Source organism: Dactylosporangium sp. NPDC000244 (assembly GCF_040300725.1).
GTDB lineage: Bacteria > Actinomycetota > Actinomycetes > Mycobacteriales > Micromonosporaceae > Dactylosporangium.
Genome location: NZ_JBEPEH010000005.1, coordinates 71442 through 96572 on the forward strand (window position 1 = coordinate 71442; position 25131 = coordinate 96572).

Here is a 25131-nt window from a genome sequence, read left to right on the forward strand (position 1 = left end):
CGATTCGTCAGTTGATAGAGGTGGGGATGAAGGGCTACGCGGCACTGGCCGGCACGCTGGCTGAGCACGGGGTCGAGTCGATCTTCGGGGTGCTCGGCAACGGCAACATGTTCACGATCGGCAACTGGATCGCCGAACACGAGGGCAACTACGTCGCGGCGGCCAACGAGGCCGGGGCTGTCTTGATGGCGGCGGGGTGCGCCAACGCCGCCGACCGGGTCGGAGTCGCCACTGTCACCTACGGTCCAGGGCTGGCGAATGCACTCGCCGCCCTGACCTCGGCGGCGAGGGAGCGCTCGGCCGTTGTCGTGCTCTCCGGCGACGCGGTGTACGCCCAGCGCGGCCACACACAGCAAATCGACCAGGCAGCCCTGGTCGCGCCGACCGGCGCTGGGTACGAGCAGGCGCTCTCGCCCCGATCCATGGCCGCCGACCTTCGCCGGGCCCTTTGGCGGGCGGCGGTCGAGCGACGGCCGATCGTGTTCAGCGTCTCGGCCGAGTTCACCTTCGCGGAGGTCGAGGGTGGTGCTCCCGCGCCGCGGCCCGTCATGGGCCCCGGGCAGCGTCCGTCCCCCGACCCCGCGGCGATGGACGCCGTGGTCGGGCTCATCGCCAGCGCGAGAAGGCCATTGATCCTCGCCGGCGCGGGGGCTCGAACATCGGCCGCACGTGTGGCGCTCGAGCGACTGGCCAACGCGATCGGCGCGCCGCTGTGCACCACCTTGCCCGCGAAGGGATTGTTCCACGGTAACGAGTACGACCTCGGCGTACTCGGTTCGTTCTCGACTCCCGGCACGGTCGAGGCGATACAGGCAGCGGACTGTGTCATCGCGGTCGGTGCGGGACTGCACCGGCTCACCGCCGGTGGCGACGGCTGGCCCTATTTCCAGGGCAAAGCGGTAGTGCAATGCGATGCCGATCCGTCCGCGCTGGGCCGCGAATATGCGATCGACGCAGGGGTGGTCGCCGACGCGACAGCCTTCGCCGAGATGGTTGTGGAATGGCTGGCCGAGGCTGAACACACGGCGACGACGTTCCGCACGACGCTGCCGCATCGGGGCCGCGCCGCACGGTGGCAGGACGGCGCCGCGGCGCCGGGCACCGTCGACATCGACCAAGCCCTGCTGGCACTCAACGACGCGTTGCCACCGCAGCGGTGCATCGCGCTCGACGGGGGGCGGTTCGCCTCGCATGCGGTGGCGCATCTGGAGGTGGCGCGGCCGCAGGCATGGAGTTGTTCGTTCCGGGGATTCGGAGCGGTCGGCAACGCGGTCTCCACGGCTATCGGGATGTCCTGCGCCGCGGCCGGCGCGCCGACGGTTGCCGTCGTCGGCGACGGGGGATTCATGCTCGGCGGCCTGGCCGAATTCAACACCGCCGTCCGCCATGGCCTGGATCTTGTGGTCTTCGTCTGTAACGACGGCACCTACGGATCCGAGTACCGAAAGCTCAAAGCTCGCGAATTCGACGTGCGGTCGTGCGTGTTCGCCTGGCCGGAATTTGCTGAGGTGGCCGAATCGCTCGGTGGTCGCGGCTTTTCTATCCGTAACGCCGACGATCTTGCACGGCTTCCCGCCGTGATTCAGGAACGTGATCGGCCGCTGCTGATCGATGTCAAGCTCGATCCAGTGTCGCCCGCATTCACGGATTAGCCGAAATATGTCTCGCGCCAGATGTCGAGATGTCGCTCACAGGAGGTCGCTCATGAAAGTTGTCGTCGCCGGCGAGATTCCAACCTGGAAGCAGAACGAGACGGGATCGGTTCGGCCCGGTGCAACCATCCGGCAGTGGCTGTTCAAGGAGGAGGCGCCCGACGGGCTGAACTTCAAGGCCTTCCGCAGTCAGTTCCAGCCGGGCGGCGCAGCCTCCACCACCCCGCGCCACCACCACGCGTTCCAGCAGGTTCGATGGGCCGAGGCCGGCCCGGTGAACTACGCCCCGGGAAAGAACATTCCGTCGGGTGACCTGGCGTATTTTCCGCGCGGCGCCTACTACGGGCCGCAGTTGAAGGACCAGGGCATCAGCATCGCCCTGCAGCTCGGCTTCGGCAACGAGCACCAGCACGGTCCGGGCTGGGACTCGCTGCAACCCGAGGCCATGGAGCGGTTGAAGGCGCGTGGCAGCTTCGAGAACGGCGTGTTCGTCGAGATCGATTCAGATACTGGTGAGCGTCGCGAGAACGACAGCGTGCAGGCCGTCTACGAGGAGCAGTTCGCGATTCAGACGGGCAAGAAGTTCGTCGTACCGCAGGAGGGCTACGACGAGCCGATCCTCGTGCACACGGCGGCGTTCGAGTACTACGAGACCGCGCCGGGAGTCGAGGTCAAGCACCTGGGCTCGTTCTTCGACCACGCCGGACCGAACGGTGACCTTCGGCTGTCGATGCTTCGCCTGAGCGCCGGCGCCGCCTACACGTTCGGGCCGGCGCGAGGGCAGGTCGCCTGGACTCGAGACGCCGGTCTGGTCATCGATGGCAGGACCTACCCGGAGCTCACCTACGTCTACATCCCTCGGGACGAGCAGGTCGAGGTCTCCAGCGCCACGACGGTAGAGCTCAATGTGGCCGAGTTCCCGCGGCTCGACTAGAACGGGGCGACACGTGAGCGAGGCAGAGCGCGCGAGCGGCGACGTGACGTCGTCGAAGAGCAAGCCGGTCACGGCGGCCGAGGAAAACTTCGGCGTTCGTGCCCGGAACATCTCGATCGGCTACACCATCCGCGGCCGGAGCGAGCCGTTCGTCGCGGTCGCGGAAGCCACGTTCGATGTCCGGCCGTCCGAGATGGTGTGCATCGTGGGGCCGAGCGGGTGCGGCAAGTCGACCGTCCTGTCGGCGGTGGCCGGCTTGATGCCGGTTCGGTCCGGGAGTCTCGCGGTGAACGGCCGCCCGGTCACCGGTCCGGCCGCCGACCGGGCGGTTGTGTTCCAGAAGGCCTCGCTGCTGCCCTGGATGACCGTCGAGGACAACGCGGCATACGGCCTGAGGTCGTACGGTACCGCCAAGTCGGTGGCCCGCGAACGGGCGCACGAGCTGCTTGCGATCGTCGGCTTGTCGAACTTCGCCAAGTCGTATCCCTACCAGTTGTCGGGTGGGATGCAGCAGCGGACGAACCTGGCCCGGGCTTTGGCGGCCGACCCGAAGCTGCTGCTGTTCGACGAGCCGTTCGCCTCGCTCGACGCACAGCAGCGCGAGATGTTGCAGGCCGAGCTGATGCGTATCTGGGCGGACACCGACAAGGCCGGGCTCTTCATCACCCACCAGATCGACGAGGCGGTTTTGCTCGGGAACCGCGTTCTGGTGAGCACCAAGGGGCCGGCCTCCCATATCACGAATGCTATCGAGATCGATTTGCCGTGGCCGCGGACGCGTAACACCCGGTTGCATCCGGATTTCAACGGCTACGTCGAGCACATCTGGTCGCTTCTCGCGGCCGAACAGGTCTAGTCGAACCGGACCCCCGGTGCGGGGACGGCAGTACGCAGCAAGGGCGCCGCTCCGGTGCCAGTTAGGTCGTTGATCAAACCCAAAAACGAAGGAGACATCGAGATGACGATCAGTAGAAGGGGTGCTCGCCCATTACGAAGTTCGGGCATGGGCTCCGTGTACCTGCGCAAGGTCGCGAGCCTGGGTCTGGCGTCGGCGATTGCACTGACCGCGACCGCGTGTTCGCCGGACTCGGCCGACTCGCAGACGACAGGCTCGCTCACGACTGTCTCCTATGCCTACCTCGGCGCCGGCGCGGGCCTGGTGCCTGAGGTGATCATGGCAAACAATCCGAGCATCTGCGAGCCCTACGGCGTCAAGCCGAAGATGCAGGTCATTTCTCAGGCGACCGCGCCGGGAGCGCTGGCGGCAGGTCAGATCCAGGCTTTGCGCTTGGGGGGTGGCTCGTTCCTGATCGCATCCTCCAAGGAGCCCGCCTCGACCACGATCGTCGGTGGAATGGGACCGCTTCCCCTGTCCCTGTTCGTCGCCAAGGACGTCAAGTCCATCGCGGACCTGAAGGACAAAACGGTTGGTGCGCCGGCCAAGGGTTCGACGAGCGACGTGGCGATCCGTGAGTTGCTGTCCCAGAACGGTCTCACGGTCGGCACCGACGTGGCGATCACCTATGCGGGCAGCAGTTCGGCATTGTTCGGCCAGGCGGCGTCGGGTGCCATTCAGGGATTCCTGTACTCGCCGCCAGTCCCGGAAGTGGCCGGCGCAAACGGGGTGTACCAGCTGATGTCGACCCGCGGAAACGCGACGCTCGACAACCTCAACAGGACCGTGATCGCCGTGCAGCGAAAGTTCCTCAACGACAACCCCGACGCCGTCAAGGGCCTGCTCGCCTGCGTCAACGCGGCAGCGAAGCAGATCATCGCCGACCCGGCGAAGGCGGCGGAAGTGCTGGCGAAGGCCGCGTCGATCAAATTGGAGACGGCCAATGGGCAGATCGAGGCCCAGATCGCTGCCGGGTCATACAACATGAGTGCGTTCACGGCCGACAACGCCACCTCCGTGATTCGCGCACTCGAAAAGTTCGAGGTCGCGAAGTTCGATTCGTACGATCCGTCGACCGTCGTCAACACCGCACTGCTGCCGGCGTCATGACCAGCTCAACGACAGACCGTGTCGCCCGGCCGATCGAGGTTTCGGATGCGACCCCGGACAAGGGGCGGATAGGCGGACGTTTCGTGCAACGGCTGGTTGGTGCATACAAGCGCCGGGAGCGCATCGTGCTCGGCGCGGTGGGCGTCGCCGCGGTGCTCGGTATGTGGGAGCTCGCCGCCGAGCTGGGTTGGGCGAAGAAGTCGTTCAGCAGCTCACCCAGCCTGGTCTGGCACTCGATGAAGGACTACTTCGGGCCGGGCGGGACCGGCTGGTCGGATATCGGCGCGAGCAGTCAGGAGTTTGCGCTCGGCTTCGCCATCTCGGTGGCCATCGGGGTTCCGCTGGGCATCCTGATGGGTTGGTACCCGCGACTGGACGCTCTGGTAAATCCCCTGGTCATCTTCCTCAACAGCAGCCCGCGTATCGCCATCGCGCCGTTGTTCGTCATCTGGTTCGGGATCGGATTTCAGTCCAAGCTGTGGGTGGTGGTGCTCAGCGCCGTCGTCCCGGTCATCGTCAACGCACGCGCCGGCGTTGTCACGATCGAACCCTCGCTGATCGCGATGTCCCGGTCGTACGGCTCGTCGGACCTGCGGGTGCTGCGTACGGTGGTGCTTCCGGGCAGCATTCCGGCGATCAGCTCCGGCCTGCGGCTCGGTATCGGCGCGGCATGGCTCGGGGTCGTCCTGGCGGAATTCATCGCGTCGACCAAGGGCCTGGGCTTCGTCGTCGTGACGTCGGCGAACAACTTCGCTACTGACCGGCTGTTCGTCGCGGTGGTGGTGATCTCCGCTCTCGGCATGGTCGCCACGGCACTGCTGACCCAGGTCGAGAGGTACTTCGATCGGTGGCGCACGTCATGACGTTCAACGCGAGGCATGTTCTGCGCACAACGTTCGGGGTGAATCATGGTTGAGGGGCCACTCGCCGGGATCCTCGTCGTGGACTTCACCCGCCTCATCGCCGGACCCTGCGCAACGGACCTGCTGGCCGCGCTCGGGGCCCGGGTCATCAAGATCGAGTCGGCTGGCGGTGATCCGATGCGGTTGACCCGGTCGGCCGGCACCGGATCGCTCAGCGCGTCGCCGACGTTCGTGGCGTACAACTCCCTCAAGGAGTCGATCGTCCTGGACCTCAAGCATGGACCGGACCGCGAACTCGCCCTGAACATGTGCACCCGGGCCGACGTGGTCATCGAGTCGTTCCGCCCCGGCGTGATGGACCGGCTGGGACTGGGATCGGATGCGATCAGAACACGCAATCCCGACGTGATCTACGCGTCGCTGTCGGCGTTCGGCAACGTTGAGCCGCTGGCTTCTCGCGGCGGCGTGGACATCGTGCTGCAGGCCGAGTGCGGGCTGATGTCGGTCACCGGTGAAGCGGGGCGGGACCCGCTCAAGGTCGGTGTGCCGATCGTCGACTCCGCGGCGGCCTATGTGGTCGCCTTCGGAGTGGTCTCCGCCCTGCTCAACCGCGTCCGGCACGGTGTCTGCGACGACGTCGTGGTCTCGATGTTCGACGTCGGGCTGCACGCGCAGGCCCAAGCCTTCTCCGAGTTCTTGACGTCGGGCAACCAGCCGCCACGCACCGGCAACCGAGTGCCCTACGCCGCACCGGCCGAGGTGTACCCGACCGCTGAGGGCATGCTGGTGCTGTCGGCCCACATCCGTGAGCACTGGCCCCGGCTGTGTTCGCTGCTGGGCCGGCCCGATCTCGTAGCCGACCCGCGGTTCATCGACGTCCAGAAACGAGTCGACAACCGCGCGGCGCTCAGCGAGCAACTCGTGGCCGCGCTCGCCGGCCGGACGGCGGCCGAATGGGTCGAGATCCTCGGCCGGGCCGGCCTTACCGTCGGCCGGATCCGGTCGTACGAGGACGTGCTCGGTGGTCCCGAGGTCGCCGCCGGGCAGTCGGTCGTCGCCGGCGTCAACGCCGACGGCGCGCCGGTCCGCCTGGTGCGATCGCCTGTGCGGTTCCGGCGGTGGTCCGATGCCGGGCTGGCCAGGCGAGTGCGAGCGCTGGATGCGGACGGGCCGGGACTTCGGCAGGAGTTCGCAGTGGATCTGCCTGACCAGGCCGCGACCTAGGACAACTTCCTCCGGTTCCTCCTACGACACCCCGGAAAGAGAACGAGATGACCACCGCCACCCCTCGCCGGCCCCTGGAGCTGTTCGGTGTCGATGGCCTGCTCACCGATGAGGAGCGGGAGATCGCCACGACCGTGCGGCGCTTCGTCGAGGACCGGCTGAAGCCCAACGTGGCCGAATGGTTCGAGAGCGGGACCCCGCCCCGCGAACTGACTCAGGAACTCGGCTCGCTCGGCGTGCTCGGCATGCACCTGCAGGGCTACGGCTGCGCCGGCACCAACGCCGTGAGCTACGGCCTGGCATGCCTCGAACTGGAGGCCGCTGACAGCGGTTTGCGCTCCCTCGTCTCGGTCCAGGGCTCGCTGTCGATGTTCTCCATCTACCGGTACGGCTCCGAGGAGCAGAAGCAGCAGTGGCTACCCCGGCTGGCCTCCGGCACGGCCATCGGCTGCTTCGGCCTGACCGAGCCGGATTTCGGCAGCAACCCGGCGGGCATGCGGACGCACGCCCGCCGGTCCGGCGGCGACTGGGTGCTCAACGGCTCCAAGATGTGGATCACCAACGGCAGCCTCGCCGACGTCGCCACCATCTGGGCGCAGACCGACGAGGGCATCCGAGGCTTCGTGGTACCGACCGACACCCCCGGACTCACCGCCACGAAGATCACCCGGAAGCTCTCGCTGCGCGCCTCCGTCACCTCGGAGCTCTCACTCAGCGACGTTCGGCTGCCCGCATCGGCCGAGCTGCCTGAGGCCCGCGGGCTCGGCGCCCCGTTAGCGTGCCTCAACGAGGCACGCTTCGGGATCGTCTTCGGCGCGCTCGGTGCCGCCCGGGACTCTCTGGAGTCCACATTGGACTATGCGAGCACCCGGGTCCAGTTCGACCGGCCGATCGCCGGCTTCCAGCTCACCCAGCAGAAGCTCGCGGACATGACCCTCGAGCTGGGCAAGGGCTACCTGTTGGCCCTGCACCTCGGCCGGCTCAAGGACGCCGGGCGGCTCAGGCCGGAGCAGGTCAGCCTCGGCAAGCTCAACAATGTCCGCGAGGCGATCGCCATCGCCCGCGAATGCCGCACGATCCTCGGCGGCAGCGGGATCACGCTGGAGTACCCGGCGCTGCGGCACGCCAACAACCTCGAGTCGGTGCTCACCTACGAGGACACCAGCGAGATGCACACGCTGGTGCTCGGCCAGGCCCTCACGGGCCTGTCGGCCTTCCGCGGCTGAGCCGCTTGACGAACGCATGACCCACCAAGGAGAGGCGTGATGACCGCGACCATGGGAACCGACACCCGCATGGAGCTGAAGAACCTCGTGGACGGCCGCTGGCGGGACGGCCGCGGGGAGCAATACGCCTCGACCAACCCGTCCAGGCCGGCGTCCGTCATCGGGGCCGGGGCCCTGGCGGGGACCAACGATGTCGACGAGGCGGTGTCCGCAGCGAATCGTGCCCTGCCTGCCTGGTCGCGGACGCCGCATCACGAGCGGGCCGCCGTCCTCACGCGGGCGGCGGCCACCGTCGAGCGGTCGGCGCAGACCTGGGGGCGCGAGCTCGCCGCGGAGGAGGGCAAGACCACGGTGGAGGGCGTCGCGGAGGTCCTCCGGGCGGCCCAGATCCTGCGCTACTGCGCGGGAGAGGCCGACCGTGAGGCGGGGGAGATCTACTCGTCACCACGGCGGGGCGAGCGCGTGCTGGTCACCCGCCGGCCGCTCGGCGTCATCGCGGTGATCACGCCGTTCAACTTCCCGATCGCCATCCCGGCCTGGAAGATCGCCCCGGCCCTGTCGTACGGCAACACGGTGGTGTGGAAGCCGGCCAGTGCCGTACCCGTGCTGGCGATGCGGCTGGCCCAGGCGCTCCACGACGCCGGGCTGCCGGCCGGCGTCCTCAACCTCCTTGTCGCCGACGGCGCCACCGGCGGCCACCTGGTCGACCATCCCGCAATCTCGGGCGTCACGTTCACCGGGTCGACCGAGGTCGGGAGGGCCATCGCGGCCGCCTGTGCCGCACGCGGGATCCCCGTGCAGGCGGAGATGGGCGGCAAGAACCCGGCGGTCGTCCTGGACGACGCCGATCTCGGCCTGGCGGTGGAGCAGGTCCTGCTCGGCGCCTTCCGCTCGACCGGGCAGAAATGCACCGCGACGTCCCGGCTGGTCGTCGAGCAGGGCATCGCCGGGGACTTCCTCGAGGAATTCTCCCGGCGGGCGCAGTCACTGGTCGTCGGTGATGCGCTCGCCCCGGCCACACAGATGGGGCCGCTGGTCAGCGCCGCGGCCCGGGCAACCGTGCAGCAGGGGATCGACACCGCGCTGAAGCAGGGGGCGGTCCCGCTGGCCGGGGGGAAGTCCCTACGCCGGCGGGGAGCTCGCCGAGGGGTACTTCCTGCCCCCCACGGTGCTCGAAATTCCCTCCACCGACCTGGAGGTCTGGCGGGATGAGCTGTTCGGCCCCGTGGTGAGTGTCGTGCGCGCTCGCGACGCCCAGGACGCCTTCACGCTGGCCAACGACAGTCCCTACGGCCTCTCCGCCGCGGTCTTCACCAACGATCTCGCCCGGGCGCTGGAGGCGGTCGACGAACTCGACGTCGGCATCCTGCACGTGAACTCCGAGACCGCGGGCGCCGATCCCCACGTCCCGTTCGGCGGGGCCAAGCACAGCGGGTACGGCCCCAAGGAGCAGGGCCGCGCCTCGCGCGAGTTCTTCACCCACACCACGACGGTGTACCTGCGTGGCGGGCAACCGGCGTGACGTCGGCCGCAGCGCTCGGCGGGCTGGTGATCGCCGACTTCAGCCGGGTCCTCGCCGGTCCGTACGCGACCATGCTGCTGGGGGATCTCGGGGCGGAGGTCGTCAAGGTCGAGCATCCCGCGGGAGACGACACCCGGGCCTGGGGACCGCCCTTTGACGCCTCGGGCGCGGCCACCTACTTCGCTGGGGTCAACCGCAACAAGCGTTCGGTCATCCTGGATCTGCACACCCCGGAAGGGCTGGCGGCGGCCCGGGACCTGGTACGGCGCGCGGACGTGGTGGTGGAGAACTTCCGGACGGGTGCGATGGCCCGCCTCGGCCTCGGCCCCGACCAGGTGCGCCGGGACCGCCCGGACCTCGTCTACTGCTCCATCACCGGCTTCGGAATCGGCAAGGGTGCGGCCCTGCCGGGGTACGACCTTCTGGTGCAGGCCGTCGGCGGCCTGATGAGCATCACCGGACCCGAGCCCGGCCGGCCCACCAAGGTCGGCGTCGCGCTCGTCGATGTCATCACCGGCCTGCACGCCGCGGTCGGTGTTCTGGCCGCGCTGCGCCACCGGGACCGGACCGGCCAGGGTCAGGTCGTCGAGGTCAACCTGCTGAGCAGCCTGTTGTCGGCGCTCACCAACCAGGCCAGCGGCTACCTCGGCGCCGGCGTCGTGCCGGGCATCATGGGCAACAGTCACCCCAGCATCGCGCCATACGAGGTGTTCGCCACCGCGGACCGGCCGCTGGTGCTTGCGATCGGCAACGACCGGCAGTTCGCATCGCTGGTCACGGTGCTCGGCAAGGCCGAGCTGGCCGTGGATCCCCGATTCCGGACCAACACCGACCGCGTGGCTCAGCGCGCCGCGCTGTTCGATGAGCTCACCACCCTGCTCGCCGGTCGCCGCGCCGGCGAGTGGTTCGACCGGCTGACCGAGGCGGGAGTACCGGCCGGGCCGATCAACGATCTCGCCGACGCCTTCGCCCTGGCCACTCGCCTCGGCCTCGAACCCGCCGTGCCCGTCCCAGGGGCGGCCTCCCCGGCCGTCGCCAACCCGATCCGGATGTCCGAGACGCCACCGACGTACCGCCTGCCTCCACCCCCGCCGCCCCCGCGGCCGGGCGAGGATGCACGGCGATCGGGCTGATCAACCTGCGCCGGCGCCGACGTGTGGATGCAGGCCTGGGCCAGGCAGGCCTAGGGCGACAGCGGGCGCCAGCTCAGCGGGGTCGAGAGCACCATCGTGCTCGACGGCTGGCCGTACGGGGCCAGACGATCGATCGTCGACTCGAAGTCCTGCATCGAGGCCGTCACGACCTTCAGGATCGAGCACGCGTCGCCGGTCACGCGGTGGATCTCCAGTACCTCCGGCCAGTCGAGCACGCTGGGATCGCGCAGCACGCAGCGCGCGCCGTAGCACGACATCCTGATCAGGGCGACAACGTGCCGGCCGGCCTTGGTCAGATCGACGTGTGCGTGGTAGCCGGTGATCACCCCGGCGGTCTCCAGCCGGCGCACCCGCTCGGCTACGGCCGGCGGTGACAGGTGGACCCGGCGGGACAGCTCGGAGTAGGACAGCCGGGCGTCGTCCTGCAACTCGCGCAGCAGCGCCCAGTCCATGTTGTCCACGGGCACCTTCCGTTCCAAAAGCCGATCATGCCGGACGGTTTGCGTCCCGTACGTGAGCAGCGTAAACGACCGTTGATCCACTATGTCGCGTAGGTGGGTCACGAGACGACGATAGGGCGGTGAGTGGTCTCATCCTGGAGTTCCCTGATCAGGTCCCATACGACGCGTACGTCCACGCCGGCACGCTGCACTCGCTCCAGCAGCCGCTGACCAAGGACCCCGGCGAGATGTCCTTCCTCATGGTCAGCCAGGTGATGGAGCTGTGGTTCGGGCTGGCGCGGCACGAGCTGCGCGACACCCAGCGGCTCCTGCGCGAGGATGACGTGTGGGGTGCCGTCGCCACGCTGCGGCGCATCAAACTCCACCTCGACGGGCTCATCGCGGCCTGGAACGGGCTGCGCTGGATGACGCCGTCCGACTTCAACCGTTTCCGCGGACAGCTCGGCGAGGCGTCCGGGTTCCAGTCGGCGATGTACCGCCACCTGGAGTTCCTGCTGGGGCTCAAGAGCGAGTCCGTGATCCGCCCGTTCAAGCGGCAGGCCGACCTGTACGACGACCTGAGTGTCGCGCTGGCGGCGCCGAGCGTGTGGGACGACGTCAGCGCGCTGCTCGCCCGGCGCGGCTTCGACATCCCGGCCGACGTGCTCACCCGCGACCACGCGCAGGAGCACGAGCCGTCGCCGGCCGTCGAGCGGGCCTGGGTGGGGATCTACCGCGACGACCGCGGCGACAACCCGCTCTACGTGCTCGGGGAGGCGCTGACCGATGTCGCGGAGGCGTTCGGCGACTGGCGGTACAAGCATCTGACCGCCGTACAGCGGACAATGGGCAACAAGCCCGGCAGCGGCGGCTCCTCCGGCGCGGCCTGGCTGACCCGCAGCATGGCCCGGGTAGTGTTTCCCGAGCTCTGGTCCGCACGGACGGTGATCTGATGGTGCACGCGCAAGACCGCATGGAAGCTGGAGAGGACGAGGCGCGCCGGCTCGACGCCGCCGACCCCGGGCGCCGGGAGCTGTTCCTCGTGCCGCCGGCCGAGGGCGGCGACTACCCCGAAACGGCGTACCTGGCCGGCAACTCGCTCGGCCTGCAGCCCCGCGCCGTGCGGGGTGAGCTGCTCGAGGACCTCGACGCGTGGGCCCGGCTCGGCGTCGAGGGGCACCTGGAGGCCGAGCGGCCCTGGCTGCCCTACCACGAGCTGCTGCGCGAGCCGGCCGCCCGGCTGGTCGGCGCGCTCCCGGCCGAGACGGTGGTGATGAACTCACTGACCGTCAACCTGCACCTGCTGATGGTGTCGTTCTACCGGCCGGCCGGCGCTCGCACGCTGATCGTCGTCGAGGACACGGCGTTCCCGTCGGACAGCTACGCGGTCCGCAGCCAGGCCGCCTTCCACGGCCTCGATCCGGATCTCACGGTCGTGCGCACCGACGACCCGCTGGCGACGATCCGCGAGCGCGGGAACCGCATCGCGCTGGTACTGCTGGGCGGGGTCAACTACCTCACCGGCGAGCTGATGGACATCCCGGGGATCACGGCGGCCGGACACGCAACCGGGGCGATCGTCGGGTGGGACCTGGCGCACGCGGCCGGCAACGTGCCGCTGCGGCTGCACGAGTGGGGCGTCGACTTCGCCGCATGGTGCTCGTACAAGTACCTCAACAGCGGGCCGGGGGCGGTGGCGGGCGCGTTCGTGCACGAGCGGCACACCGGCAGCGGCCTGCCCCGGTTCGAGGGCTGGTGGAGCACCGAGCCGGCGACGCGGTTCGAGATGGCGCCGGTGTCCCGCCCGCCGAGGACCGCCGACGCGTGGCAGGTGTCCAACCCGCCGATCCTGGCGATGAGCCCGGTGCGCACGTCCCTGGAGCTGTTCGACAGGGTCGGCATGCCGGCGCTGCGGGCGCGCAGCGAGCGGCTCACCGCCTACCTGCAGACGCTGCTCGACCCGATCCGCTCGGATCGCGTGGAGCTGGTGACGCCGCGCGACCCGGCGCGGCGCGGCTGCCAGCTGTCGCTGCGCGTCGCCGATGCCGGCGGGCTGAGCAAGACCCTGCGGCACCGGCACGGGGTGATCGCCGACAGCCGCGAGCCCGACATCGTGCGGCTCGCCCCGGTGCCGCTGTATTCGACGTACCACGATTGCTGGCGGGCCGCCGCCGCGATCGCGCACGAGGTGGGGGCATGACGAACGTCGCCGTGGTCGGGGCCGGTCTCACCGGCAGCCTGCTCGCCTGCTTCCTGGCCCGGCGCGGGCACACCGTGACCGTCTACGAGCGCCGCCCCGACCCGCGCACCACCGGCGCGGAGCGCGGCCGGTCGATCAACCTGGCGCTGTCGGAGCGGGGCATCGACGCCCTGCGCCGGGTCGGCCTGCACGAGCGGGTGCTCGTGGACGCGCTGCCGATGCGCGGGCGGATGATCCACCCGGTCGCCGGAGAGCTGGACTTCCAGCAGTACAGCCTCGACGGCCGGCGGGCGATCAATTCGATCAGCCGGGGCGCGCTGAACAACGCGCTGCTCGACGCGGCCGGCGCCACCCGCGGGGTGAAGATCGTCTTCGAACACCGGCTGACCGGGCTCGACCCGCTGGTGTTCGCCACGCCGGCCGGTGAGGTGACGGCGAGCGCCGATGTCGTCATCGGCGCCGACGGCGCGGGCAGCGCGGTGCGCGGGGAGCTGCTCGGCATGGGGCTGCTCGACGAGTCCGTCGACTTTCTCGACTACGGCTACAAGGAGCTGACGATCGCGGCGGGCCCGGACGGCGACTTCGCCATGGACCCCGGCGCGCTGCACATCTGGCCGCGCGGCACGTCGATGATGATCGCGCTGCCCAACCCCGACCGGACGTTCACCTGCACGCTCTTCTGGCCCAACGGCGGCACGGCGAGCTTCGCGTCGCTGGGCAGCCCGGCCGCGATCGAGCGGCACTTCCGGGCGGTCTATCCGGACGTGGTACCGCTGATGCCGAACCTGGTCGAGGACTACCGGCTCAACCCGGTCGGTCTGCTCGGCACGGTCCGCTGCGGGCCGTGGCAGGCGGCGACGCCCGGCGGCCCGGTCGGCCTGATCGGCGATGCGGCGCACGCGATCGTGCCGTTCTACGGGCAGGGCGCCAACTGCGGGTTCGAGGACTGCGTCGTGCTCGACCGGGTGCTCGACGAGTCCGGCGACGACTTCGCCGCCGCGCTGCCGCTGTTCGATGCGCGACGCCGCGACGACGTCGAGGCGATCGCGACGATGGCGCTCAACAACTTCGTGGAGATGAGGGACAAGGTGGCCTCGCCGGTGTTCCAGCTCGGGAAGAAGGTCGAGCACGCGCTGGAGCGCGCGCTGCCCGGCCGGTACGTCTCCCGCTACGAGCTGGTCTCGTTCAGCACCACGCCCTACGCGCAGGTGCGGGACCGGGTGCGCCGCCAGCACCAGGTGCTCGGGGCGGCCGGCGCCCTCGCGCTCGGCGCGCTCGGCGCCGCCGTGGTCAGGGGGTGGCGGCGATGACGCTGCGGCACTTCATCGGCGGGCGGTTCGTCGCCACCGGTTCGACGTTCGCGAAGCTGAGCCCGGTCACCGGCAACCGCGTCACCGAGGTGTGCGAGGCGGACCGGTCCACTGTGGACGCCGCGGTGGCCGCGGCGCGGGCGGCCGTGCGCGGCCCGTGGGGGCGCACCAGCGAGCTGGAGCGCGCCGCCGTGCTGCGCCGGATCGCCGACGAGCTGGAGCGGCGCTTCGACGACCTGGTGGCCGCCGAGGTTGCCGACACCGGCAAGCCGATCAGCCAGGCCCGCACGCTCGACATCCCGCGCGGGGCGGCCAACTTCCGGGCCTTCGCCGACATCGTCGCCGCGGCGCCGAACGAGTCGTTCACCACCGTCACCCCGGCCGGCGGGCGCGCCCTCAACTACGCGGTGCGCAAGCCGGTCGGCGTGGTCGCGATCGTCGTACCGTGGAACCTGCCGTTGCTGCTGTTGACCTGGAAGGTGGCCCCGGCGCTCGCCTGCGGCAACGCGGTCGTGGTCAAACCCTCCGAGGAGACTCCCTCCTCGGCGACGGTACTGGCCGAGGTGATGAGCGCCGCCGGCGTGCCCGACGGCGTGTTCAACCTCGTGCACGGGTTCGGTCCGGACTCGGCGGGGGAGTTCCTCACCCGCCACCCGGACGTCGACGCGATCACGTTCACCGGCGAGTCCGCGACCGGCTCGGCGATCATGCGGGCCGCCGCCGACGGAGTGAAGGCCATCTCGTTCGAGCTCGGCGGGAAGAACGCCGGCCTGGTGTTCGCCGACACCGACCTTGACGCGGCCGTCGCCGGCTCGGTGCGCTCCAGCTTCACCAACGGCGGCCAGGTGTGCCTGTGCACCGAGCGGCTGTACGTGCAGCGGCCGGTCTTCGACGAGTTCGTCACCCGGCTGGGCAAGGCGGCCTCGGCCCTGGCCTGGGGCTGGCCGCAGGACGAGGGCACCGCCACGATGCCGCTGATCTCCAAGCAGCACCGCGAGAAGGTGCTCGGCTACTACGACCTCGCCCGCGCGGAAGGCGCCACGGTGGTGACCGGCGGCGGGGTGCCGACGTTCGACGACGCCCGCGACAGCGGCGCGTACGTCCAGCCGACCGTGCTCGTCGGCCTCCCGCCCGACGCCCGCACCAACCGCGAGGAGATCTTCGGGCCGGTCTGCCACGTCGCGCCGTTCGACACCGAGGAGGAGGCTTTCGCCCTGGCCAACGACAGCGACTACGGCCTCGCCGCGACGGTGTGGACCCGTGACGTCGGCCGGGCGCACCGGGCCGGCCAGGCGCTGGACGCCGGGCTGGTCTGGGTCAACACCTGGTTCCTGCGCGACCTGCGCTCCCCGTTCGGCGGGGTCAAGGCCTCCGGCATCGGCCGCGAGGGCGGCATCCACTCGCTCAACTTCTATTCCGAGCTCACCAACGTCTGCGTGGATCTCTCATGACCGATGTGCAAAAGGCGGCGGAGGCGCTGCTGGCCGCCTACGAGACGGGCACCCCGATCCCGCCGCTGCGCGGGACGGTGCTGCCGGAGGGCGACGTCGCGACGGCGTACGCCGTGCAGCAGGCCCAGGCCGAGCGCTGGGAGGCGGCCGGCCGGCGGCCGGTCGGCGCGAAGATCGGCCTGACCTCGCCGGCCGTGCAGAACGCGTTCGGGGTCTTCCAGCCGGACTTCGGCGTCCTGTACGCCGACATGGCCGTGCCCGACGGCGCCCCGATCCCGGCCGGCAAGCTGCTCCAGCCGTGCGTCGAGGTCGAGGTCGCGTTCGTGCTCGGCCGTGACCTGCCGCACGAGCAGGTCACCGTCGTCGACGTCATCCGCGCCACCGACCACCTGCTGCCGGCGATCGAGGTGGTCGACTCCCGGATCGCCGGCTGGGACATCTCCATCGTGGACACGGTGGCCGACAACGCGTCCAGCGGCATGTTCGTGCTCGGCACCGCGCCGCGCCGCCTGGCCGACGTCGACCTGCGGCTGTGCGGAGCCGTCGTGGAGCACCTCGGCGAGCCGGTGTCGGTCGGTGCGGGTGCGGCCTGCCTGGGCAACCCGGTGCACGCCGTTGCCTGGCTGGCCACCACGCTGGCCGCCGCCGGCCGCCCGCTGCGGGCCGGCGATCTCGTGCTGTCCGGCGCGCTCGGCCCGATGGTGCCGGTGCCCGTGACGGCCGCGGGGCCCGTGTACGAGGCGCGGGTCTCCGGGCTCGGGTCGGTCCGGGCCGTATTCGAAGGGAGCGCGCAATGACCGTGGGCGTGGCCATCATCGGCTCGGGCAACATCGGCACCGACCTGATGATCAAGGTACTGCGGCTCTCCGAGTCGCTGGAGATGGTCGCGATGGCCGGCATCGACCCGGACTCCGACGGGCTCGCCCGGGCGCGGCGCCTCGGCGTCGCCACGACCGCGGCCGGCGTCGACGGCCTGGTCGCCATGCCCGAGTTCGCCGACGTGCGGATCGTCTTCGACGCGACGAGCGCCGGGGCCCACCGGCACAACAACGAGGTGCTGCAGGCGCACGGCCGCCGGGTCGTCGACCTCACGCCGGCCGCGATCGGGCCGTACGTCGTGCCGCCGGTCAACCTCGACGAGCACCTTGCCGCGCCCAACGTCAACCTCGTGACGTGCGGCGGGCAGGCGACCGTGCCGATCGTCGCCGCGGTCGGGGCGGTGACCCCGGTCGCCTACGCCGAGATCGTCGCCTCGATCGCCTCGAAGTCGGCCGGCCCCGGCACCCGGGCCAACATCGACGAGTTCACCGTCACCACCGCCCGCGCGCTGGAGGTCGTCGGTGGCGCCGCCCGGGGCAAGGCCATCATCGTGCTCAACCCGGCCGACCCGCCGCTGCTGATGCGCGACACCGTGTACTGCGTCTGCCCCGACCGCGACGCCGACCGCACCGCGATCGCCGCATCGGTCGAGGCGATGGTCAAGACGGTCGGCGGGTACGTGCCCGGCTACCGCCTCAAGCAGGAGGTCCAGTTCTCCGCCGACCCCGAGGGGCTGCTCGTGACCGTGTTCCTGGAGGTCTCCGGCGCCGGGCACTACCTGCCCGCCTACGCCGGCAACCTCGACATCATGACCTCCGCGGCGCTCCAGGTCGCCGAGAGGATGGCCGCCGCATGAGCGAGCGTCTGTACATCCAGGACGTCACGCTGCGCGACGGCATGCACGCCATCGCGCACCGGTACACCGTCGAGCAGGTGCGCACGATCGCCGCCGCGCTCGACGCGGCCGGGGTCGACGCGATCGAGGTCGCGCACGGCGACGGCCTGGCCGGGTCGAGCGTCAACTACGGCCGCGGCGCCGCCACCGACGCCGACTGGATCGCGGCGGCCGCCGAGGCGATGACCAACGCGCGGCTGACCACGCTGCTGCTGCCCGGGATCGGCACCATCGCCGACCTCAAGCAGGCCCGGGACCTCGGGGTCACCAGCGTGCGGATCGCCACCCACTGCACGGAGGCCGACATCGCCGCCCAGCACATCGGCTGGGCGCGGGAGAACGGCATGGACGTCTCCGGCTTCCTGATGATGTCGCACATGAACCCGCCGGCCGCGCTCGCCGAGCAGGCCAAGCTGATGGAGTCGTACGGCGCGCACTGCGTGTACGTCACCGACTCCGGTGGCCGGCTGCTCATGCACGACGTCGCGGAGCGGGTCGACGCCTACCGTCAGGTGCTCGACCCGGCCACCCAGATCGGCATCCACGCCCACCACAACCTGTCGTTCGGCGTCGCCAACAGCGTCGTCGCCGTCGAGCACGGCACCGTCCGGGTCGACGCCTCCCTCGCCGGGCAGGGCGCCGGCGCCGGCAACGCGCCGCTGGAGGTGTTCGTGGCCGTCGCCGACCTGATGGGCTGGGCGCACGGCTGCGACACGTTCGCGCTCATGGACGCGGCCGAGGACCTGGTGCGGCCGCTGCAGGACCGTCCCGTGCGGGTCGACCGGGAGACGCTCTCGCTGGGCTACGCCGGGGTCTACTCGAGCTTCCTGCGCCACGCCGAGCGGGCCTCGGAACGCTTCGGCGTGGACGTGCGGGACATCCTGGTGGAGCTGGGCCGCCGGCGGATGGTCGGCGGCCAGGAGGACATGATCGTCGACGTCGCCCTCGATCTGGTGAAGGAGCGGGCATGAGCGGTACGGAGCGAAGCGGAGTGGCCGCGATCCGGCAAGCACAGGGTGGGCTCAGGCCGGCGCCGGAGCTTGCGGAGGTGCCGGCATGATCCTGGCCGAGCGGCTCGATGAGGCCGAGCGGACCCGAACGGCGATTCCGCAGGTCGTCTCGCAGAGCGGCGCCGATGCCGACGAGGCGTACCGCATCCAGGAGGCGCTCGTGGCGCGGCGGGTGAGCCGCGGCGAGCGGCTCGTGGGCCTCAAGCTGGGCCTCACGAGCCGAGCCAAGATGGCACAGGTCGGCGTCGACCAGGTGATCTGGGGCCGGCTCACCGACGCGATGCGGATCGACGACGGCGGCACGGTTGACGCCGGCCGGTACATCCACCCCCGGGTCGAGCCCGAGGTGGCGTTCCGCCTCGACGCGACCGGCGCGGCCACCGCCGTCGCGCCCGCGCTGGAGCTGATCGACTCCCGCTACGCCGACTTCAAGTTCACGCTGCCCGACGTGATCGCCGACAACACCTCGGCGGCCGGGTTCGTCATCGGAGCCTGGCAGCCGCTGCCGGCCGGCCTGGACAACCTCGGCGTGCTGCTGGAGGTCGACGGGCGGGTCGTCCAGATCGGCTCGACGGCCGCCATCCTGGGCGATCCTCGCCGGGCCCTCACGGCCGCGGCCGCACTGGCCTCCTCGGCGGGTGTACCGCCGCAGGACGGCTGGGTCCTGCTCGCCGGCGCCGCGACGGCCGCGGTGCCGCTGGCGCCCGGTGCGCACGTGCGTGCGGTCGTCGAGGGCCTGGGCACCGCCTCCCTGCGGGCGCTGTCGTGATCGTCGACGGCGCGGCGCGGCCGCGCGGCCGGTTCCCGCACGTGAAGGTCGCGGGCGGGTTCGCGTTCGTCTCCGGCACGTCGTCGCGCCGGCCCGACAACAGCATCGCCGGGGCGTCGGTGGACGCGATGGGCACGACGAGCCTCGACATCCGCGAGCAGACCCGGGCCGTGCTGCGCAACATCGACGGCATCCTGGCCGCGGTCGGCGCCTCGCTCGCCGACGTGGTCCAGGTGACCACCTACCTGGTCAACATGAACGACTTCGGCGGCTACAACGAGGTCTACGGCGAGTTCTTCGACGAGACCGGGCCGGCCCGCACCACCGTGGCAGTGCACCAGCTGCCGCACCCGCACCTGCTGATCGAGATCCAGGCCGTTGCGCTGATCCCCCGTGGAGGTGGAGATGACTGACATGTCGCCGGTGAACTTCCCCGACTGGCTCGCCGAGAACCAGCACCTGCTCAAGCCGCCGGTCGGCAACAAGCAGGTCTTCCCGGCCGGGTCGGACTTCATCGTCATGGTCGTCGGCGGGCCCAACCAGCGCACCGACTTCCACGTGGACCCGTACGAGGAGTTCTTCTACCAGATCAAGGGCAACATGCACCTCAACGTCATCACGCCCGACGGCCCCGACACGGTACACATCAAGGAAGGCGGGATGTGGCTGCTGCCCGGCAACATGCCCCACTCGCCGCAGCGCGAGGCCGGCTCGATCGGCATCGTGGTGGAGCGGGTGCGCCAGGAGGGGACCCTGGAGAAGTTCCAGTGGTACTGCCCGTCGTGCGGCAACCGGGTGCACGAGGTCGAGCTGCAGGTGCGCGACATCGTGGTCGACCTGCCACCGGTGTTCCAGGCGTTCTACGAGGACGAGCAGGCGCGCACGTGCGGGCAGTGCGGCACCGTGCATCCGGGCAAGGGATGAGGGCCGACGTCCACGCCCACCTGGTGCCCCGTGGCTGGCCGGACCTCGCGGCGGAGTGCGGCGGCACCGGGTGGCCGTGGCTGCGTGTCGACTCCGAGCGCGCGGCGATGATCATGGTGGGTGACACCGAGTTCCGCCCGATCGGCCCGTCGGCCTGGGACGCCTCGACGCGCCTGGCGGACATGGACGCCGACGGCGTCGATCTGCAGGTGATCTCCCCGACGCCGGTGTTCTTCTCCTACGACCGCCCGGCCGGTCAGGCGGTCAAGGTCGCCCGGATCTTCAACGACCTCACGCTGAAGGTGGCCGCCGAGGGCGGGGGGCGCCTTGTGCCGTTCTGCCAGGTGCCACTGCAGGACCCGGACGCGGCGTGTGCGGAGCTCGACCGCTGCCTGGCCGCCGGGCACGCCGGGGTCGAGATCGGCAACCACGTCGGCGACCGTGACCTCGACGACCCGGGCGTGGTGTCGTTCCTGCAGCACTGCGCGTCGGTCGGCGCGCCGGTGTTCGTGCACCCGTGGGACATGCCGGGCGGTCCGCGGCTGGACCGGTGGATGGCCCGGTGGCTGACCGGCATGCCCGCGGAGACGCACCTGTCGATCCTGGCGATGATCCTCGGGGGCGTGTTCGACGCGGTACCGCCGTCGCTGCGGATCTGTTTCGCGCACGGCGGCGGCAGCTTCGCCTTCTGGCTCGGCCGGGCCGAGAACGCCTGGCTCCGCCGCGGCGACGTGGTCCGGGGCCGCTCGGCGCACCCGCCGTCGCACTACCTGGACCGCTTCTCGGTCGATTCCGTCGTCTTCGACCCGGCCGCCCTGCGGCTGCTGGTCGAGACGCTGGGGGAGGACCGGGTCATGCTCGGCAGCGACTATCCCTACCCCCTGGGCGAGCGCCCGGTCGGTGCCGTGGTCGACCGGGCCGACTACCTGAGCGAGGCCCAGCGCGCGAAGCTGCTGGGCGCCAACGCGCTGCGGTTCCTCGGACGCTGACCGCCCCGAACAAGCCGGGCCGTGTGACGACGTCGCACGGCCCGGTTTGCTTTTTCGCGTGCTCAGACAGCGGTTTCGTGCTTGTGAAATCCTGTGAACAAACCTGATCCGAGGCATCCTCCGTACGGCCGGACAGTGCCGCCGTGAGCTGGATCTTTCCTGTTCACTTCAGGACGCATCTTGTTCACTGAACTCATGCCTGATAGAACATCGAGCAGGTCGGGCCAACAGAGGAGTGAACATGGCAGACTCTCCCCTTCTCTCCCGCCGCTCCGTACTCCAGCTCGGCGGCGTGGGCGCGCTCCTGCTCGCCACCGGTGCCTGCGCGAGCGGCAGCAAGAACAACCCTTCGTCGTCGTCCTCCGGCGGCGCCAAGTCGTCGACCCTGAAGATCGCGGTGTCCAGCTACCTCAGCAGCTGGGACCAGGACTTCGTCGGCTTCGACCTCACCGCGCTGATGCTGTACAAGAACGTCTTCCCATACATGATCGACTACGGCGTGAAGGCCGTCGGTGGCAGCCGGATCCTCGACACCGAGAACATCATGCCGACGTTCGCCGAGTCCTTCGAGCCGGACGCCGAGAAGAAGGTGTGGACGCTCAAGCTCCGCAAGGGCTTCAAGTTCCCCAGCGGCAACGAGCTCAAGGCCGCCGACGTGAAATGGTCGAAGGACCGGGCGTTCGCCGCCAAGGCCAACGTCGCCGGCATCTACCGCACCATCGGCCTCACCAAGGCCGAGCAGGTCGTCGTGGTCGACGACTACACGGTCGAGTTCCACCAGGAGTTCCCGAGCGCGCTGACCAGGCAGATCCAGGCCATCTCGCTCTACGTCTTCGACTCGGTCGAGGCGAAGAAGCACGCCACCGACGCGGACCCGTGGGCCAAGGAGTGGTTCGCCAAGAACCCGCCCACCGGCGGCTACTTCAACGTCACCAAGGCCACCCAGGGCCAGGAGATCGAGCTCACCGCGAACGACGCCTACCCGGGCCCCGACCCGGCCAAGACCAAGACGATCCGCATCTCGGTCGTGCCGGCCGCCTCCAACCAGCGGCTGCAGCTGCAGGCCGGGGACATCGACATCGCGCTGGGCGCGAGCCCGCGCGACATCAAGGACCTCAAGAGCGCCTCCGGCATCACCGTGCTGTCCGCGGCCAGCAACTCGCAGATCGCCATCCAGATGTCGACGACCACCGCGCCGTTCGACGACGTCAACGTGCGCAAGGCGCTGGCCTACGCCACGCCGTACGAGCAGATCATCAAGAACGTCTACGGCGGCGACGCCCGGCCGACGAAGAGCATCGTGCCGCTGGACATGCCGGGATACTCCGAGAAGGGGTACCCGTACACGTACGACATCGACAAGGCCAAGGCGGCGCTCGCCGCGTCGGGCAAGAGCTCGATCAACTCGGAGCTGGTCTTCCAGGCCGACAACGACGAACAGCAGCAGCTCGCCGTGCTCGTGCAGAGCGAGGCCCGCAAGGCCGGCATCGAGCTCAAGCTGACCCCGCTCGACCCGGCGACGCTCGCCGACCGGCGCGGGAAGAAGAACATCCCGCTGCAGATCACCTCGGGCCAGCTGTGGGTCAACGACGTCGAGTACATGCTGGCGACGAGCTTCGTGCAGGGCGCCAACCTCAACTACTCCAACTACACCAACCCGAAGATCGAGCAGATCTACCAGCAGTCGCACACGACCGTCGACACCAGCGCGCGCAACCAGCTCTGGGCGCAGGTGCAGGACGTCATGGCCGAGGACGTGCCGTGGGTGGTGATCTGCCAGCCCAACTTCAACCTGCCGGTGCGCAAGTCGGTGGCCGGCTGGGTGCAGCCGATGGACGGCCTGGCCCGCCTGCGCTACCTGGGGGCGTCGGCGTAGATGCGCATCCTCCGGTTCGTCGCCCGCCGGCTGCTCCAGCTCATTCCGGTCCTGCTCGGGGTGGTCGTGCTGACATTCCTGCTGGTCCGGGTGCTGCCCGGTGACCCGATCCGGACCATTCTCGGGCCCAACGCGACCGCCGCCGACGAGGCGGCGGCGCGGGCCCGCTTCGGCCTCGACCGGCCGCTGTGGCGGCAGTTCACCGACTACCTCGGCGGCCTGGTCACCGGGGACTTCGGCACCTCAATCCAGAGTGGACAGTCGGTCGGCAGCGAGATGGCGCTGCGGATCGGCCCCACGATGGAGCTGGTCGTCCTGGCGGTGGCGATCGCCGTGGTGATCGCCACCGTCGTGGGCCTGTGGTCGGCCCGGCACGCGAACCGGGCCGGCGACCACGGCATCCGGGTGCTCGCGCTGATCGGCAACTCGATGCCGGAGTTCTGGCTGGGCCTGGTGCTGATCCTCGTCGGCTATGCGGGCCTGGGCTGGTTCCCGGCGCCGAGCGGCCGCGTCGACCCGGACACCGACCTCACCCCGATCACCGGCGCCGACGCGCTCGACGCCCTGCTGACCGGCAACATGCCGGCGCTGACGTCGGCGCTGTGGCACCTGGCGCTGCCGGTGCTCACGCTCGTCATCGTGATCGTGGCCCCGCTGCTGCGCAGCGTGCGCGCGTCGGCGCTGGAGGTGCTGCGCTCCGAGCCCTACGCGGCGGCCGAGGCCCACGGGCTTCCCGGACGGGTGCTGCGCCGCGGTTACCTGGTGCGGGCGGCCCTGGTGCGCCTGCCGTCGCTGGCCGCCCTCGTCTTCGGCTTCGCCATCGGTTCGACGGTGCTCATCGAGTACGTCTACTCCTGGCAGGGCTTCGGCCAGTGGGCGCTGCGCGGCCTGCTCTACCGCGACTACCCGGTGGTGCAGGCATCGGTGCTGGTGATCGCGCTCTGCTACGTGGTGGTGTTCCTGATCGCCGACGTCGTGCACGCCATGCTCGACCCGAGGGTGAGGATCTGATGTCGCTGCTGCGCACCGGCCGGAGCCGCAAGGACCGCGACGGCCGCTTCGGCACCGTCCTGGTGGCCGCCGGCGCCGGGATCCTGGCCGTGGTCGCGCTGGCCGTGCTGCTCGGCCCGCTGTTCACCTCGTGGGGGCCGAACCAGATCGACGGGGACGCGCCCACCCTCGCCGAGCCCGGCGGCGCGCACCTGTTCGGCACCGACGTCAACGGTATGGACGTGTGGAGCCGGCTGCTCTACGCGGGCCGCGTCGACCTCGGCATCGCCATCGCTGCGGTCGCGATCGCCGTCGTGCTGGGCAGCATCCTCGGCGTCGTCGCCGGCTACTTCGGCGGCTGGCTCGACGACGTCCTGATGCGCCTGACCGACATCTTCCAGGCGTTTCCCACGTTCATCCTCGCGCTCGCCGTCGCCGCCCTGCTGGGCAGCGGGCCGCTCAACCTGACCGTCGCGATCGCGCTGGTGAACGCGCCCGCCTACGCCCGCCTCGTGCGCGCCGAGGTCCGCACGATCCGGGACCTGACCTATGTCGACGCCGCGCGTACCTCCGGCGCCTCGACGATCGGGCTGCTGTGGCGGCACGTGCTGCCCAACAGCCTCACACCGGTGCGGGTGATCGCCCCGCTCAACTGCGGCTGGGCGATGCTGACCCTGGCCGGCCTGTCGTTCCTCGGGTTGGGCATCCCGGTGCCCGACGCCGAGTGGGGCGCCATGATCAGCCTCGGCACCGGCGACGTGGTGGCCGGCCGGTGGTGGACCTCGGTGCCGCCCGGCATCGCACTGCTCGTCTGCGTCCTGGGCTTCAGCCTCCTCGGCGAGGGCCTGCAGGAGCGCGCCGACCGGGTCCGACGGTGA

General features: G+C 70.3%; 24 protein-coding genes and 1 pseudogene. 24 read left to right on the forward strand and 1 reads right to left on the reverse strand.

Annotated features, from left to right (window positions below):
- Window positions 1-26 precede the first annotated feature (26 nt).
- From ABT369_RS08770 to ABT369_RS08810, 10 genes are all read left to right on the forward strand, one after another.
- Complete coding sequence (locus ABT369_RS08770) at window positions 27-1652, forward strand: thiamine pyrophosphate-binding protein (RefSeq protein WP_350611123.1); 1626 nt, start codon at window positions 27-29, stop codon at window positions 1650-1652.
- Between the two features lie 52 nt (window positions 1653-1704).
- Window positions 1705-2586: a hypothetical protein gene (locus ABT369_RS08775; RefSeq protein ID WP_350611124.1), complete on the forward strand. Its 882-nt coding sequence runs from the start codon at window positions 1705-1707 to the stop codon at window positions 2584-2586.
- Between the two features lie 13 nt (window positions 2587-2599).
- Window positions 2600-3442, forward strand: coding sequence for an ABC transporter ATP-binding protein (locus tag ABT369_RS08780; RefSeq protein WP_350611125.1), 843 nt, complete (start codon window positions 2600-2602; stop codon window positions 3440-3442).
- A 147-nt stretch (window positions 3443-3589) separates the two neighbouring features.
- Entirely contained in the window at window positions 3590-4591 is a 1002-nt protein-coding gene (locus ABT369_RS08785; RefSeq protein WP_350611126.1) for an ABC transporter substrate-binding protein, read from the forward strand.
- Window positions 4588-5454, forward strand: a complete 867-nt coding sequence (locus tag ABT369_RS08790) for an ABC transporter permease (RefSeq protein ID WP_350611127.1) — start codon at window positions 4588-4590, stop codon at window positions 5452-5454. The genes ABT369_RS08785 and ABT369_RS08790 overlap by 4 nt, the downstream gene beginning before the upstream one ends.
- Window positions 5455-5499: 45 nt before the next feature.
- Window positions 5500-6678, forward strand: coding sequence for a CaiB/BaiF CoA transferase family protein (locus ABT369_RS08795; RefSeq protein WP_350611128.1), 1179 nt, complete (start codon window positions 5500-5502; stop codon window positions 6676-6678).
- A 47-nt stretch (window positions 6679-6725) separates the two neighbouring features.
- The gene (locus ABT369_RS08800) at window positions 6726-7904 is read left to right on the forward strand and encodes an acyl-CoA dehydrogenase family protein (RefSeq protein WP_350611129.1); all 1179 of its coding nucleotides are present in this window, start codon (window positions 6726-6728) and stop codon (window positions 7902-7904) included.
- Window positions 7905-7943: 39 nt separating this feature from the next.
- Window positions 7944-9116 (forward strand): aldehyde dehydrogenase family protein, encoded by a 1173-nt coding sequence (locus ABT369_RS08805; protein ID WP_502891717.1) that lies wholly within the window; start codon window positions 7944-7946, stop codon window positions 9114-9116.
- Window positions 9073-9426: an aldehyde dehydrogenase family protein gene (locus ABT369_RS57940; protein WP_502891718.1), complete on the forward strand. Its 354-nt coding sequence runs from the start codon at window positions 9073-9075 to the stop codon at window positions 9424-9426. The genes ABT369_RS08805 and ABT369_RS57940 overlap by 44 nt, the downstream gene beginning before the upstream one ends.
- Window positions 9423-10559, forward strand: coding sequence for a CaiB/BaiF CoA transferase family protein (locus ABT369_RS08810; RefSeq protein ID WP_350611130.1), 1137 nt, complete (start codon window positions 9423-9425; stop codon window positions 10557-10559). The genes ABT369_RS57940 and ABT369_RS08810 overlap by 4 nt, the downstream gene beginning before the upstream one ends.
- Window positions 10560-10569: 10 nt before the next feature.
- On the opposite strand, the pseudogene ABT369_RS08815 reads toward ABT369_RS08810, so the two are convergent.
- A pseudogene (locus tag ABT369_RS08815) lies at window positions 10570-11041 on the reverse strand (Lrp/AsnC family transcriptional regulator); the annotation flags it as partial.
- Window positions 11042-11160: 119 nt separating this feature from the next.
- On the opposite strand from ABT369_RS08815, the gene ABT369_RS08820 reads away from it, so the two are divergent.
- The 14 genes from ABT369_RS08820 to ABT369_RS08885 all read left to right on the forward strand — a co-directional run bounded on the left by ABT369_RS08820 (window position 11161) and on the right by ABT369_RS08885 (window position 25131).
- Complete coding sequence (locus ABT369_RS08820; protein ID WP_350611131.1) at window positions 11161-11973, forward strand: tryptophan 2,3-dioxygenase; 813 nt, start codon at window positions 11161-11163, stop codon at window positions 11971-11973.
- Window positions 11974-11993: 20 nt separating this feature from the next.
- A complete protein-coding gene (gene kynU, locus ABT369_RS08825) occupies window positions 11994-13220 on the forward strand; it encodes a kynureninase (RefSeq protein ID WP_350611344.1) in 1227 nt (408 codons plus the stop codon).
- Window positions 13217-14530 carry an FAD-dependent oxidoreductase gene (locus ABT369_RS08830; protein WP_350611132.1) on the forward strand — a complete coding sequence of 438 codons (1314 nt, stop codon included), beginning with the start codon at window positions 13217-13219 and terminating at the stop codon, window positions 14528-14530. The genes kynU and ABT369_RS08830 overlap by 4 nt, the downstream gene beginning before the upstream one ends.
- A complete protein-coding gene (locus tag ABT369_RS08835) occupies window positions 14527-15981 on the forward strand; it encodes a 2-hydroxymuconic semialdehyde dehydrogenase (protein WP_350611133.1) in 1455 nt (484 codons plus the stop codon). Before ABT369_RS08830 ends, ABT369_RS08835 begins: the two co-directional genes overlap by 4 nt.
- A complete protein-coding gene (locus ABT369_RS08840) occupies window positions 15978-16778 on the forward strand; it encodes a 2-keto-4-pentenoate hydratase (RefSeq protein WP_350611134.1) in 801 nt (266 codons plus the stop codon). Before ABT369_RS08835 ends, ABT369_RS08840 begins: the two co-directional genes overlap by 4 nt.
- Window positions 16775-17656 (forward strand): acetaldehyde dehydrogenase (acetylating), encoded by an 882-nt coding sequence (locus tag ABT369_RS08845; RefSeq protein WP_350611135.1) that lies wholly within the window; start codon window positions 16775-16777, stop codon window positions 17654-17656. Before ABT369_RS08840 ends, ABT369_RS08845 begins: the two co-directional genes overlap by 4 nt.
- Window positions 17653-18666, forward strand: coding sequence for a 4-hydroxy-2-oxovalerate aldolase (gene dmpG, locus ABT369_RS08850; RefSeq protein WP_350611136.1), 1014 nt, complete (start codon window positions 17653-17655; stop codon window positions 18664-18666). The genes ABT369_RS08845 and dmpG overlap by 4 nt, the downstream gene beginning before the upstream one ends.
- An 85-nt stretch (window positions 18667-18751) precedes the next feature.
- Window positions 18752-19474 carry a 2-keto-4-pentenoate hydratase gene (locus ABT369_RS08855; RefSeq protein WP_350611137.1) on the forward strand — a complete coding sequence of 241 codons (723 nt, stop codon included), beginning with the start codon at window positions 18752-18754 and terminating at the stop codon, window positions 19472-19474.
- Window positions 19474-19887, forward strand: coding sequence for a RidA family protein (locus tag ABT369_RS08860; RefSeq protein WP_350611345.1), 414 nt, complete (start codon window positions 19474-19476; stop codon window positions 19885-19887). Before ABT369_RS08855 ends, ABT369_RS08860 begins: the two co-directional genes overlap by 1 nt.
- The gene (locus ABT369_RS08865; protein WP_350611138.1) at window positions 19880-20398 is read left to right on the forward strand and encodes a 3-hydroxyanthranilate 3,4-dioxygenase; all 519 of its coding nucleotides are present in this window, start codon (window positions 19880-19882) and stop codon (window positions 20396-20398) included. The genes ABT369_RS08860 and ABT369_RS08865 overlap by 8 nt, the downstream gene beginning before the upstream one ends.
- On the forward strand, window positions 20395-21387 hold the full coding sequence (locus ABT369_RS08870) for an amidohydrolase family protein (protein WP_350611139.1): 993 nt from the start codon (window positions 20395-20397) through the stop codon (window positions 21385-21387). The genes ABT369_RS08865 and ABT369_RS08870 overlap by 4 nt, the downstream gene beginning before the upstream one ends.
- 241 nt (window positions 21388-21628) lie before the next feature.
- Window positions 21629-23263, forward strand: a complete 1635-nt coding sequence (locus tag ABT369_RS08875) for an ABC transporter substrate-binding protein (protein ID WP_350611140.1) — start codon at window positions 21629-21631, stop codon at window positions 23261-23263.
- Window positions 23264-24274, forward strand: a complete 1011-nt coding sequence (locus ABT369_RS08880; RefSeq protein WP_350611141.1) for an ABC transporter permease — start codon at window positions 23264-23266, stop codon at window positions 24272-24274. It begins immediately after the preceding gene.
- Window positions 24274-25131: an ABC transporter permease gene (locus tag ABT369_RS08885; RefSeq protein WP_350611142.1), complete on the forward strand. Its 858-nt coding sequence runs from the start codon at window positions 24274-24276 to the stop codon at window positions 25129-25131. The genes ABT369_RS08880 and ABT369_RS08885 overlap by 1 nt, the downstream gene beginning before the upstream one ends.

What these genes read in the sequence shown, in the direction of transcription:
- ABT369_RS08770 (WP_350611123.1), top strand. Translation starts at nt 27, where the DNA reads ATGAAGGGCTACGCGGCACTGGCCGGCACGCTGGCTGAGCACGGGGTC.
- ABT369_RS08775 (WP_350611124.1), top strand. Translation starts at nt 1,705, where the DNA reads ATGAAAGTTGTCGTCGCCGGCGAGATTCCAACCTGGAAGCAGAACGAG.
- ABT369_RS08785 (WP_350611126.1), top strand. Translation starts at nt 3,590, where the DNA reads ATGGGCTCCGTGTACCTGCGCAAGGTCGCGAGCCTGGGTCTGGCGTCG.
- ABT369_RS08790 (WP_350611127.1), top strand. Translation starts at nt 4,588, where the DNA reads ATGACCAGCTCAACGACAGACCGTGTCGCCCGGCCGATCGAGGTTTCG.
- ABT369_RS08795 (WP_350611128.1), top strand. Translation starts at nt 5,500, where the DNA reads ATGGTTGAGGGGCCACTCGCCGGGATCCTCGTCGTGGACTTCACCCGC.
- ABT369_RS08800 (WP_350611129.1), top strand. Translation starts at nt 6,726, where the DNA reads ATGACCACCGCCACCCCTCGCCGGCCCCTGGAGCTGTTCGGTGTCGAT.
- ABT369_RS08805 (WP_502891717.1), top strand. Translation starts at nt 7,944, where the DNA reads ATGACCGCGACCATGGGAACCGACACCCGCATGGAGCTGAAGAACCTC.
- kynU (WP_350611344.1), top strand. Translation starts at nt 11,994, where the DNA reads ATGGAAGCTGGAGAGGACGAGGCGCGCCGGCTCGACGCCGCCGACCCC.
- ABT369_RS08830 (WP_350611132.1), top strand. Translation starts at nt 13,217, where the DNA reads ATGACGAACGTCGCCGTGGTCGGGGCCGGTCTCACCGGCAGCCTGCTC.
- ABT369_RS08835 (WP_350611133.1), top strand. Translation starts at nt 14,527, where the DNA reads ATGACGCTGCGGCACTTCATCGGCGGGCGGTTCGTCGCCACCGGTTCG.
- ABT369_RS08840 (WP_350611134.1), top strand. Translation starts at nt 15,978, where the DNA reads ATGACCGATGTGCAAAAGGCGGCGGAGGCGCTGCTGGCCGCCTACGAG.
- ABT369_RS08845 (WP_350611135.1), top strand. Translation starts at nt 16,775, where the DNA reads ATGACCGTGGGCGTGGCCATCATCGGCTCGGGCAACATCGGCACCGAC.
- dmpG (WP_350611136.1), top strand. Translation starts at nt 17,653, where the DNA reads ATGAGCGAGCGTCTGTACATCCAGGACGTCACGCTGCGCGACGGCATG.
- ABT369_RS08855 (WP_350611137.1), top strand. Translation starts at nt 18,752, where the DNA reads ATGATCCTGGCCGAGCGGCTCGATGAGGCCGAGCGGACCCGAACGGCG.
- ABT369_RS08865 (WP_350611138.1), top strand. Translation starts at nt 19,880, where the DNA reads ATGACTGACATGTCGCCGGTGAACTTCCCCGACTGGCTCGCCGAGAAC.
- ABT369_RS08870 (WP_350611139.1), top strand. Translation starts at nt 20,395, where the DNA reads ATGAGGGCCGACGTCCACGCCCACCTGGTGCCCCGTGGCTGGCCGGAC.
- ABT369_RS08875 (WP_350611140.1), top strand. Translation starts at nt 21,629, where the DNA reads ATGGCAGACTCTCCCCTTCTCTCCCGCCGCTCCGTACTCCAGCTCGGC.
- ABT369_RS08880 (WP_350611141.1), top strand. Translation starts at nt 23,264, where the DNA reads ATGCGCATCCTCCGGTTCGTCGCCCGCCGGCTGCTCCAGCTCATTCCG.
- ABT369_RS08885 (WP_350611142.1), top strand. Translation starts at nt 24,274, where the DNA reads ATGTCGCTGCTGCGCACCGGCCGGAGCCGCAAGGACCGCGACGGCCGC.